Below are 10,271 nucleotides of genomic sequence, written 5' to 3' on the forward strand. Positions count from 1 at the left end.
ATGAAAAACGGAACCCGCCTCGCCGCGGTCGATCTCGGCTCGAACAGCTACCGGCTCGAGATCGGCCAGGTCGACCATGGCCAGATCCACCGCACCGAATACCTCAAGGAGACCGTGCGCCAGGGCAACGGCCTGGACGACGCGCGCAACCTGACGCCCGAGGCGATGCAGCGCGGCTGGGATGCCCTGGCCCGGTTCGGCGAACGCCTGGCCGGCTTCGACCGCTCCCAGGTCCGTGCGGTCGCCACCCAGACCCTGCGCGAGGCCCGCAACCGGGACGAATTCCTGTTGCGCGCGCGCACCGTGCTCGGTTTCGGCATCGACGTCATCACGGGGCGCGAAGAGGCCCGGCTGATCTACCAGGGCGTCGCCCACACCCTGCCCCACACCGACGCCAGCGAACGCGAACGCCGCCTGGTGGTCGACATCGGCGGCCGCTCGACCGAGATGATCATCGGCCAGGCGCACGAGGCCGAAGTCATGGAGTCGTACCGGGTCGGCAGCGTCGCCTGGTCGATGAAGCATTTCCCGCAGGGCCTGTTCACCCCGGCGGCCTTCCAGGCCGCGGAAGTGGCGGCCAAGGCCGTGCTCGACGACGCGCTGGGCACCTATTTTCCCGACCGCTGGGACGTGGTGTATGGCGCCTCGGGCACCATCGGTGCCGTCGGCGACGTGCTGGCCGCGGCCGGCTACGAGCCGGGCCTGGTCACCCGCGAAGGCCTCGACTGGCTGGTCGACCGGCTGCTGCGGGCCGGCAGCGCCGATCGGCTGCGCATCGATGCCATGCGCGAAGACCGCAAGCCGGTGATCGGCGGCGGCGTCAGCGTGCTGCGGGCCGTGTTCGACCTGCTCGAGATCGAGGAGATGCGGGTCGCCCAGGGGGCCTTGCGCCATGGCGTGCTGTACGAACTGCTGGAGCGCGACGACGTCGTCGCCGACCTGCGCACCGCCACCGTGGCCCGGCTCGCGGCCCGCTTCCCGGTCGACCGGGCCCAGGTCAAGCGAGTGGGCGAGACCGCGGCCTCCCTGTATGTGCAGCTGAACCCCGCGGCGCGCGGCGGCAGCACCACCAGCCGGGCCGGCCGGGCGCTGCGCAAGCTCGGCTGGGCCGCGCAACTGCACGAGATCGGGGCCCAGATCTCCCACAGCGAATACCACAAGCACGGCGCCTACATCCTGGACAACGCCGACGCACCCGGCTTCGCCGTCAACGAGATGCATGCCTTGAGCCAGCTGGTGCTCGGGCATCGCGGCAAGCTGCGCAAGCTCGAAAGCGCACTCGACGACGAGGCTTTCGTCTCGCAACTGATCGCCTTGCGGCTGGCCGTGATCCTGTGCCACGCGCGCCGCGACCCGGACCTGCAGGGGCTGACGCTGGAGCGTCCCGAGGGGCGGCGCTTCATCGTCGGCTGCCGTCCCGGCTGGTCGGCGCTGTTCCCGCAGTCCGCCCACCTGCTGCGCGAGGAAGTCCTGGCCTGGCAGAAGACGCCGTGGCGGGTGGAGCTCTCGGGCTCCTGAGGCGGCTACAAGAGTTCGGGCGCCTGGACGGTCACCACCACGGTCTGGACGTCGCCGTCGCGCTCGCGCGTGCGAATCCACCAGACCGCCCCCTTGCGCACCGGGCAGCTGTCCTGCTGAAGCCCCAGCAGCAGCGAGATCGCCTGCCCCAGCGAAGGCTGGTGGCCGACCAGCAGCACCACCGACTTGCCGTTCGGCCAGCCGGCGGCCGCCAGCAGCGCATCGGGGGTGGTGTCGGGGGCGAGCTCGGTGCGCATCTTGAACTTGCGCCCGAGCGCCAGGGCGGTCTGCTCGCAGCGCCGCGCCGGGCTGCAGATGATCCGGGTGCCCTCGGGCAGCTGGCGATCGAGCCAGGCGGCCATGCGCTTGGCCTGCTTCTCGCCGCGCGCGGTCAGCGAGCGCTGCATGTCGTCGCAGCCTTCCACCCAGTCGTCCGCCTCGGCGTGGCGCCAGAAAATGAGGTCCATGGTTCAGTCCCGTGATGCGGCGCGACTGCGTCCGCGCGATGCGTAGCGGTTCATGAGCGCGGTCTGGGCGCCATGGGCCTCGATGGCCCGCGAGGCGCCCTCCTCGCCCGGATGGGTATCTTCGTAGACCCGATGGTAGGCGCCGTCGGCGCCCAGGTCCCAGGCATCGCGGCCGTCGTGAAGGTAGGCCACCAGGCACTCGTCGATCAGCCGCTGGCGCAGCACCGGATCGGTCACCGGCCAGGCCAGTTCGATACGCCGCAGCATGTTGCGGTTCATCCAGTCGGCGCTCGACAGGTAGAGCGACTCGTCCTGGCCCTGGCGGAAATAGAACACCCGCGAATGCTCCAGGAACCGGCCTATCACCGAGCGCACCCGGATGTTGTCGGTCAGCCCCGGCACCTGTGCCGGCAAGGTGCAGGCGCCGCGCACGATGAGGTCGATCCTGGTGCCTTGCTGGCCCGCGCGGACCAGCGCGGCGATCAATGCCTCGTCGGTCAGTGCGTTCATCTTGGCGACGATGCGCGTGGCTTCGCCGGCTGCGGACGCCGCGCCGAGCGCATCGATGCGGGCGATCAGGTTGCGATGCAGGTCGAAAGGCGCCAGCCACATCCGATGGAGCTTCGGCAGCCGGCTCTGGCTGGCCATGTGCACGAACACCGCCTCCATGTCGGCGGTCAGCAGCGGGTCGGCCGTGAGATGGCTGATGTCGGTGTAGAGCGCAGCGGTGCGCGGGTTGTAGTTGCCGGTCGACAGATGGCCGTAGCGCTGCATCTTCTTGCCCTCGCGGCGGGTCACGAGCAGCATCTTGGCGTGGGTCTTGAGTCCGACCACGCCGTAGACCACCTGGGCACCGATCGACTCGAGCATCTCGGCCCAGTTGATGTTGGCCTCTTCGTCGAAGCGCGCCTTGAGCTCGACCACGACGGTCACCTCCTTGCCGCGGCGAACGGCCTCGCGCAGCAGGTCCATGAGCTCGGAGTCGGTGCCGGTACGGTAGATGGTCTGCTTGATCGCCAGCACCTGCGGGTCCTGCACCGACTCGCGCAAGAAGGCCAGCACGCCGCCGAAACTCTCGAAGGGCTGGTGGATCAGCACGTCGCCGCGCTGCAGCCGGTCGAAGAAGGACTGGCCCGGCGACAGCGTGATCGGATAGGAAGCCTGGTACGGCGGGAAGCGCAGCTGCGGCTCCTCGAGCAGGTCGATGAGCTGGGTCAGGCGCGCCAGGTTCACCGGCCCGTGGACCCGGTAGAGCGCCGGCGCCGGCAGGTTGAACTGTGCCAGCAGGAAGCTCGCCAGCGCCTCGGCGCAGCTGGCCGAGACCTCCAGCCGCACGGCCTGGCCGTAGTGGCGATGCTGCAGCCCCTGGCGCAGCGCGGTGCGCAGGTTGCGCACGTCCTCTTCGTCGACCGCGAGATCGGAATGCCGCGTCACGCGGAACTGCGAGAACTCGCCGACCTCGCGGCCCGGGAACATGCTCGACAGGTGGGCCCGCACCACGCTCGACAGCGCGATGAAGAGCGTCTTGCCGCCCGACAGCTTGGCCGGCAGCCGGATCACCCGCGGCAGCACGCGCGGCACCTTGAGGATGGCGATCGGGTTCTCGCGGCCGAAGGCGTCCTTGCCGCCGAGCCGGACGATGAAGTTGAGCGACTTGTTGGCGACCTGCGGGAACGGATGGGCCGGATCGAGGCCGACCGGGATCAGCAGCGGGCGCACCTCGCGCTCGAAGTACTCGTGCACCCATTTGCGCTGGGCCGGGTTGCGCTCGCCGTGCGAGATGATGTGGATGCCCTGCGCCGCGAAGGCCGGGATCAGGGCTTCGTTGTAGAGCCCGTACTGGCGCCCCACCAGCGAATGCGCCGCCGCGGCCAGCCGCTCGAAGCTCTCGACCGTGTAGTTGCCTTTCTGCTCGCCGGCGACGCCGGCCGCCAGATGCGGCGCGGCCCGGACCTCGAAGAATTCGTCGAGATTCGAAGAAACGATGCACAGATAGCGCAGCCGTTCGATCAACGGCACTTCGGCGCGGTAGGCCCAGTCGAGCACGCGCTCGTTGAAGGCCAGGATGGCATGGTCCCGATCGAGCAGGGTCAGGGCGGGTTCGGCGATGGCGGGCGTGGTGTCGAGAGTGGCAGGCGACATGAAGAAGGATTCTGTAACAACCGCCGCAGAAATGCTAAGTGGTCCCAGCTTGCCAGTGTCGAGTCCGAACATGACAATTTTGTGACTGTCACATGACAAGTTTCCGCGGCGCCGGCGCTGCTCACCGGCCCTGGAAATGACGCTTGTAGCGCGCCGGCAGATCGTCGATACGCATCAGCATCGGCAGGTCGGCGGTGTTGAAATCCGGATCCCAGGCCGGCGGGCCGAGCACCTTGGCGCCGAGGCGCAGGTAACCCTTGATGAGCGCCGGCGGCTCGACGTCGAGTGCGCCGTCCAGGCGCTGCACCGGCAGCGGCAGGCGCGGCTGTACCTGGTACTGGATCGGCGCCATGTGGGTGGCCGAGAGCTGACGCCAGATGCTGGCCGCGGCATCGCCGCTGGTCACGCCGTGATGCCACATCGGGATGCTGGCGCAGCCGATCATCGTGTCCAGCTTGTTGCGGCTCATGAAGCCCGCCAGGGCACCCCAGAGCGCCAGGATCACGCCGCCCTGACGATGCTCGGCATGGACGCAGCTGCGGCCCAGCTCGACCATGCGCTCGCGCAGGTCGCGCAGCCGGGTCAGGTCGAACTCGATGTCGCTGTAGGTGCTGCCGACACGCCGGGCCTGGGCCGGCGTCAGCACCCGGTAGGTGCCGATCACCTGGCCGCTGGCGTCGTCCCGCACCAGCAAGTGCTCGCAGAAGTCGTCGAACAGGTCGATGTCATGGCCGGCGACCGGCGTCGTCAGCCGCGCACCCATTTCGCCGGCGAACACCGTGTAGCGCAGCCGCTGGGCGGCACGGACCTCGTCCTGGTGGCGGGCCCAGCTCACGCTGATGGCGGCGGCGCTGTCGGCGGCCACCGGCCGGGCTCGGGGCACGGCAATTGCATCGGCAGGGCGTGCCGATTCCGGCGCGGGCCACAGGGCGCCGCGCAGACCCAGCTGCGAGAACGGGAAGGTGGGCGTGGGCAGTTCTTTCATATGGACCCTTTCTGCGAAGGCAGTCTCGGCATCCGCGGTGAAACAAGCATGTCCGTTCGAAGGCAATTCAATGACGGCCGGCGCTGCCGGCCGCTTCAGCGTTTAATTCCGCAATTTCGTTCCATGGAGAGCCGATGGCCACCGAAGCAAGAATCGAAGTCGAGACCCGCCGCCACCAGATGTTTCCGGTCCTGAGCGCGCAGGACATCGGGCGCATCCGGCGCTTCGGCAGCGTGCGGCGCTATGCGCGCGGCGACTGCCTGTTCCGGGCCGGCGAGCCCGGGCCCGGGATGTTCGTCGTGCTCGAAGGCGTGGTGGCGATCACGCAGCGCGACGGCCTCGGCCACGTGGTGCCGATCGAACACCAGGGCCCGGGGCATTTCCTGGCCGAGATCGCCCAGCTGTCGGGGCGTCCCGCCCTGGTCGATGGCCACGCCGAAGCAGACGTCGAGACCCTGTTGGTGCCCCCGGACCAGTTGCGGGCGCTGATCATCGCCGAGGCCGACCTGGGCGAGCGGCTGGTGCGCGCGATGATCCTGCGCCGGGTCGCGCTGATCGAGTCCGGCGCCAGCGGGCCGGTGCTGATCGGGCCGCCGCAATCGGCCGGCGTGCTGCGGCTGCAGAACTTCCTGGGCCGCAACGGCTATCCGTACCACGTGGTCGATGTGACCCAGGACGCCGACGCGGCCGCGCTGCTCGAGCAATACGGAGAAGCCGAACTGCTGGCCGTCTGCCCCGACGGCAGCGTGATGCCCAACCCGACCGAGCACGCGCTGGCCCGCTGCCTCGGCATGGTCGACAGCATCGACCACGACGACCTGTTCGACGTGCTGGTGGTCGGCGCGGGACCGGCCGGGCTCGCCACCGCGGTCTACGCCGCCTCCGAAGGCCTGCGCGTGATCGTGGTCGACTGCCGCTCCTTCGGCGGCCAGGCCGGCGCCAGTGCCCGGATCGAAAACTACCTCGGCTTCCCGACCGGCATCTCGGGCGGCGCGCTGGCCGGGCGCGCCTATGTGCAGGCGCAGAAGTTCGGCGTCGAGATGCTGATCCCGGCCCAGGTCGAATCGCTCGATTGCAGCGCCGCCGAAACGCGCGGCGAAGTCTCGGTCCACCTGGCCGATGGCAGGCGGCTGAGGTCGAAGACCCTGGTGATCGCGAGCGGCGCGCGCTACCGTCGGCCCGAGGTACCGCGGCTGGCCGATTTCGAGGGCCGGGGGATCTGGTACTGGGCGTCGGCACTCGAAGCCAAGCTCTGCGCCAAGCAGGAGGTCGCGCTGGTCGGCGGCGGCAACTCGGCCGGCCAGGCGGCGGTGTTCCTGTCGCAGCATGCGGCCAAGGTCAACGTGCTGGTGCGCGGGCCTTCGCTGGCCGCCACCATGTCGCGCTACCTGATCGATCGCATCGAGGCCAGCGACAACATCGAGCTGCACCCGCACACCGAGCTGGTGGCGCTCCATGGCGAGCCGGCCAGCGGCCTGAACGGCGCCACCTGGCGCGACCGCCGCAACGGCCTGCAGGAAGACTGCCCGGCGCGCAACATCTTCCTATTCATCGGCGCCCTGCCCGAGACCGACTGGCTCCAGGGCTGCGGCGTGGCGCTCGACAAGCACGGCTTCGTGCTCACGGGCCAGGTGGCGCGCGGCGGCTTTCCGGCCAAGACCGCGGCGGCACTCGAATCGAGCGTTCCGGGCGTGTTCGCGGTCGGCGACGTGCGCTCGGGCTCGGTCAAGCGGGTCGGCGGCGCCATCGGCGAAGGCGCCGCTGTGGTCGCCCTGATCCATCAGCATCTGGCTGCCGCAGCCGCGACGGCGGCCTGACGCGGCCGACGACAAAGGAGTCCCCGCGATGTCCGTCTACCCCTGCTCCCACGTGCCGAACGTCATCGTGCCGCCGTCGTCGGCCGGCTGCGAGGAATGCCTTGCGCTCGGCGACAGCTGGGTCCACCTGCGGCTGTGCGTCCACTGCGGCCACGTGGGCTGCTGCGATTCGTCGAAGAACCAGCACGCGACGCGGCACTTCCACGCCACCGGGCATGCCGTCGTCGCGTCGCTGGAGCCGGACGAGGACTGGATGTGGTGCTATGCGCATGGGAGCCAGGTCGGGTAGGCGAACCCGGGGCGCGGCCGGCAAGAAATCCCGGCCGGGGCTATGCTGGCCGGCTTTTCATCCCGACGCAACAATGACCCAAGCCCCCATCGACGTCTATTCCTGGGCCACGCCCAACGGCCACAAGGTCCACATCATGCTGGAGGAGTGCGGCCTCCCCTACCGCGCGCACCCGATCCACATCGGCAAGGGCGACCAGTTCGACCCCGGTTTCCTGAAGATCAGCCCGAACAACAAGATTCCAGCCATCACCGATCCCCTCGGACCCGACGGCCAGCCGATCTCGCTCTTCGAGTCCGGTGCGATCCTGGTCTATCTGGCCGGCAAGACCGGCAAGTTTTTGCCGACGGGCGACCGCGAGCGCTACGAAGTGCTTCAGTGGCTGATGTTCCAGATGGGGGGTGTGGGCCCGATGCTTGGCCAGGCCCATCATTTCCGTCTCTATGCGCCCGAGAAGATCGGCTATGCGATCGAGCGCTACAGCAACGAGGCCAAGCGGCTCTACGGCGTGATCGACAAGCAGCTGTCGAGCCACCCGTTCATCGCCGGCGACAGCTATTCGATCGCCGACATCGCGATCTTCCCGTGGCTGCGCAGCTGGGAGAACCAGGGCATCGTGCTGGCCGACTACCCGCACCTGAAGAAGTGGTTCGAGGGCATCGCCGCCCGGCCCGCGGTGCAGCGCGGCGTCAAGGTGCTGGCCGACCTGCGGCAGCCGCTCACGGGCGACAAGGAACGCGAAATCCTGTTCGGCAGCACGCAGTATCAGCGTCATTGAGGCGCGCTGCCCGGCCTGGCCCCGATTCCCGGGTTAGAATCGAAGGCTCGTCGGGGTGTAGCGCAGCCTGGTAGCGCATCTGGTTTGGGACCAGAGGGTCGAAGGTTCGAATCCTTTCGCCCCGACCATCAAGAAAGTAGACGCCTGCACGGACTTCGGTTCTTGCAGGCGTTTTGCCTTTCGCGGCTCGCGCGCCGGCAGTCAGTGCGCCGGCTTGCCCCTGTGGATGTAGTCCTTGTCGGTCGCCAGCACCCAGAGGGCCAGGACGACGACAGCGACACCCGTGACCACGGCGGTCATCTTGGGGTCGCGCACCGAGGCGAAGCCGAGCGCCCACGGAGAGATGACCATCCAGAGCCCAAGAGCGCCTTCGGTCCATTCTTCCCATGCGCGGGGAACGAAGGTGGCGCCCAGCGCCGTGGCGCCCAGCAAGATGCCTACGGCCACCGCGTTCATGGATGGCGTGGCCTGGTCCTGGAAGCCCACGACCCAGGGCGACAGAATCAACCAGACACCGAGCGCCGCGTTCAGCGGATCCTGCCAGTGCTTGACGTGCTTCATGGCTTTAACCTCCTGTCGTCGCATGATCGCGGCGACCCTCGTTCGACTTCAACGACGCCTCGATGGTTCAGTTCCTTGCCAAGACCACCCGGGCCTGGATCCGCCCGTCGACCGCGCCGCTGCCGAAGCGCGCTTCCAGGGCCTGTGCACAGGCGCTGGTGGCGCTCGCCAGTCCATCCGCCGAGCGTGCTTCGATCTCGTTGCGCAGCGGTGTGCCCTGGCAGTAGGCAAGCGCCACCGCCTGGGCCGAGGGGCCGCGGCTGCGCGCCGTCACGGTCTCGATCAACGGTGCCGTTTCGAATCCCGCCGCGGCCAGGTCCCGCGCGATCAGTTCGCGGTCGAAATAGCCGTGCGGCGTGCGCGCCATGAAACGTGGGGGATCGTCGGGATAGAGCACGGCGAGCGCGGCGGTGATCACGTCCGCGAATTCGTTCTCCTCGATGCGGTCCCAGGCGTTGAACAGCAGCGCGCCACCGGGCCGAAGCACGCGCCGCGCCTCGGCGAAGGCGGCCGCCTTGTCGGGAAAGAACATGACGCCGAACTGGCAGACCACCAGGTCGAACCTCGCCGCCTCGAACGGCAGCTGCATGGCATCGGCCGGCTGCCACGTCACCGGCCGCGCGGTGCCGACGGCCGCCGCGCGCGCCAGCATCGGCGGGTTCAGGTCGGTGGCCACCAGCTCGACCTGCGGCGAGAGCGTCCTTGCGAGCGCGCGGGTGACGACGCCCGTCCCGGCCGCCGTCTCGAGCACGCGGCCCGGCGCCAGCGCCTCCGCCCGGCGCGCGAGGTCGAGCGCATGGGGTTCGAAGATCAGGGGCACCAGGTGCGTGTCGTAGAGCTCGGGAATCGAGCCCGCGAACTTCGCGTCGGAACCGGGTGTGTCCATGAAGGCCTCCTCCTTGTGGCGTTCGTGCCGCCCGCCAGTATCACCGGCCACCTCGCCGCCGCCAACGCCCGCGGCCACCGTAGAATCGCGGTCTCGCACCCGCTGCCCCCGGCATGCCCGGTCGCGGCTTTTCAGTTTCTCTGCGCGGCGGTAGCTCAACCGGATAGAGCACCAGCCTTCTAAGCTGGGGGTTACGGGTTCGATTCCTGTCCGCCGCGCCATTGCACGTGATTCCCGCCCAGGAGACATCGATGCTGCAGCAATCCCCCTTGTACGCCTACATCCCCGCCAGCGACATGGCTCGCGCGCGCCGCTTCTACGAAGAGAAACTGGGCTTCACGCCCGCGGCCGAAATCGCGGGCGGCGTGCACTACGCGTTCGCCGGCGGCACCGGATGCTTTCTCTATCCGACCCCCAACGCAGGCACCTCGCAGGCCAGCCAGGCCTTCTGGCAGGTGGCGGACATCGAGCGCGAGGTGGCCGAGCTGAAGGCGCGCGGCGTGGTCTTCGAGACCTACGGCATGCCGGGCCAGGACGCCAGCGGCATCGTGACCCAGGGCGGCGCCAGGGCCGCGTGGTTCAAGGACAGCGAAGGCAACATCATGGCGGTGATCCAGAGCCTCTGACGGCGCTGTCGGACTTGGTCTGTCCCGCAAGCCCTGGTCAGTTGAGGACAGAGCAAAAACTGCTGCGCAGTTTCTTGGTCTGTCCCGCAAGCATCCTAGTTGCTCCATCGCGCGGTGCGCGACCCACGGCCCATGAAACGCTGTGTAATTGCGTGCGGCGTCCGGCACAGAGGTCGGTTTGTACTTGGTGCCTCGAACCCGA

10 protein-coding genes and 2 tRNA genes are annotated in these 10,271 nt (G+C 68.8%); 7 read left to right on the forward strand and 5 right to left on the reverse strand.

Annotated features, from left to right (window positions below; all coding sequences use genetic code 11):
• Positions 1-1,518 carry a Ppx/GppA phosphatase family protein gene (locus QTI17_RS08040; protein WP_286532111.1) on the forward strand — a complete coding sequence of 506 codons (1,518 nt, stop codon included), beginning with the start codon at positions 1-3 and terminating at the stop codon, positions 1,516-1,518.
• 5 nt (positions 1,519-1,523) lie between these two features.
• On the opposite strand, the gene QTI17_RS08045 is transcribed toward QTI17_RS08040, so the two are convergent.
• From QTI17_RS08045 to QTI17_RS08055, 3 genes are all read right to left on the reverse strand, one after another.
• Entirely contained in the window at positions 1,524-1,985 is a 462-nt protein-coding gene (locus QTI17_RS08045) for a SixA phosphatase family protein (protein ID WP_286532113.1), read from the reverse strand.
• A 3-nt stretch (positions 1,986-1,988) separates the two neighbouring features.
• Positions 1,989-4,127 carry a polyphosphate kinase 1 gene (gene ppk1 / locus QTI17_RS08050; RefSeq protein WP_286532114.1) on the reverse strand — a complete coding sequence of 713 codons (2,139 nt, stop codon included), beginning with the start codon at positions 4,125-4,127 and terminating at the stop codon, positions 1,989-1,991.
• A 121-nt stretch (positions 4,128-4,248) separates the two neighbouring features.
• A complete protein-coding gene (locus tag QTI17_RS08055) occupies positions 4,249-5,112 on the reverse strand; it encodes a GNAT family N-acetyltransferase (protein WP_286532115.1) in 864 nt (287 codons plus the stop codon).
• A 134-nt stretch (positions 5,113-5,246) separates the two neighbouring features.
• Between QTI17_RS08055 and QTI17_RS08060 the strand changes: the two genes are divergently transcribed.
• The 4 genes from QTI17_RS08060 (at position 5,247) to QTI17_RS08075 (ending at position 8,124) form a co-directional block, all read left to right on the forward strand.
• Positions 5,247-6,929: an FAD-dependent oxidoreductase gene (locus QTI17_RS08060; RefSeq protein WP_286532116.1), complete on the forward strand. Its 1,683-nt coding sequence runs from the start codon at positions 5,247-5,249 to the stop codon at positions 6,927-6,929.
• A 28-nt stretch (positions 6,930-6,957) separates the two neighbouring features.
• Entirely contained in the window at positions 6,958-7,218 is a 261-nt protein-coding gene (locus QTI17_RS08065) for a UBP-type zinc finger domain-containing protein (RefSeq protein ID WP_286532118.1), read from the forward strand.
• A 73-nt stretch (positions 7,219-7,291) separates the two neighbouring features.
• Positions 7,292-7,996, forward strand: coding sequence for a glutathione binding-like protein (locus QTI17_RS08070; RefSeq protein ID WP_286532121.1), 705 nt, complete (start codon positions 7,292-7,294; stop codon positions 7,994-7,996).
• A 51-nt stretch (positions 7,997-8,047) separates the two neighbouring features.
• Positions 8,048-8,124: transfer RNA gene (locus tag QTI17_RS08075), tRNA-Pro, on the forward strand.
• Positions 8,125-8,197: 73 nt separating this feature from the next.
• Here the strand turns inward: QTI17_RS08075 and QTI17_RS08080 are convergent.
• Both QTI17_RS08080 and QTI17_RS08085 read right to left on the reverse strand, forming a co-directional pair.
• A complete protein-coding gene (locus tag QTI17_RS08080; RefSeq protein ID WP_286532123.1) occupies positions 8,198-8,557 on the reverse strand; it encodes an SPW repeat protein in 360 nt (119 codons plus the stop codon).
• A 67-nt stretch (positions 8,558-8,624) separates the two neighbouring features.
• Positions 8,625-9,443, reverse strand: coding sequence for a class I SAM-dependent methyltransferase (locus tag QTI17_RS08085; RefSeq protein WP_286532125.1), 819 nt, complete (start codon positions 9,441-9,443; stop codon positions 8,625-8,627).
• A 144-nt stretch (positions 9,444-9,587) separates the two neighbouring features.
• On the opposite strand from QTI17_RS08085, the gene QTI17_RS08090 reads away from it, so the two are divergent.
• Both QTI17_RS08090 and QTI17_RS08095 read left to right on the forward strand, forming a co-directional pair.
• Positions 9,588-9,664: transfer RNA gene (locus tag QTI17_RS08090), tRNA-Arg, on the forward strand.
• A 30-nt stretch (positions 9,665-9,694) separates the two neighbouring features.
• Complete coding sequence (locus QTI17_RS08095; RefSeq protein WP_286532126.1) at positions 9,695-10,069, forward strand: VOC family protein; 375 nt, start codon at positions 9,695-9,697, stop codon at positions 10,067-10,069.
• The last annotated feature ends 202 nt before the right edge of the window (positions 10,070-10,271 follow it).

Origin of the sequence: Variovorax sp. J31P179 (genome assembly GCF_030316985.1) — a bacterium.
Classification (GTDB): domain Bacteria; phylum Pseudomonadota; class Gammaproteobacteria; order Burkholderiales; family Burkholderiaceae_C; genus Variovorax; species Variovorax ginsengisoli_B.

Excerpts from the sequence above, each read along its gene's own strand:
- ppk1 (WP_286532114.1), bottom strand. The coding sequence starts at position 4,127 with ATGTCGCCTGCCACTCTCGACACCACGCCCGCCATCGCCGAACCCGCC.
- QTI17_RS08095 (WP_286532126.1), top strand. The coding sequence starts at position 9,695 with ATGCTGCAGCAATCCCCCTTGTACGCCTACATCCCCGCCAGCGACATG.
- QTI17_RS08055 (WP_286532115.1), bottom strand. The coding sequence starts at position 5,112 with ATGAAAGAACTGCCCACGCCCACCTTCCCGTTCTCGCAGCTGGGTCTG.
- QTI17_RS08060 (WP_286532116.1), top strand. The coding sequence starts at position 5,247 with ATGGCCACCGAAGCAAGAATCGAAGTCGAGACCCGCCGCCACCAGATG.
- QTI17_RS08040 (WP_286532111.1), top strand. The coding sequence starts at position 1 with ATGAAAAACGGAACCCGCCTCGCCGCGGTCGATCTCGGCTCGAACAGC.
- QTI17_RS08070 (WP_286532121.1), top strand. The coding sequence starts at position 7,292 with ATGACCCAAGCCCCCATCGACGTCTATTCCTGGGCCACGCCCAACGGC.
- QTI17_RS08045 (WP_286532113.1), bottom strand. The coding sequence starts at position 1,985 with ATGGACCTCATTTTCTGGCGCCACGCCGAGGCGGACGACTGGGTGGAA.
- QTI17_RS08085 (WP_286532125.1), bottom strand. The coding sequence starts at position 9,443 with ATGGACACACCCGGTTCCGACGCGAAGTTCGCGGGCTCGATTCCCGAG.
- QTI17_RS08080 (WP_286532123.1), bottom strand. The coding sequence starts at position 8,557 with ATGAAGCACGTCAAGCACTGGCAGGATCCGCTGAACGCGGCGCTCGGT.
- QTI17_RS08065 (WP_286532118.1), top strand. The coding sequence starts at position 6,958 with ATGTCCGTCTACCCCTGCTCCCACGTGCCGAACGTCATCGTGCCGCCG.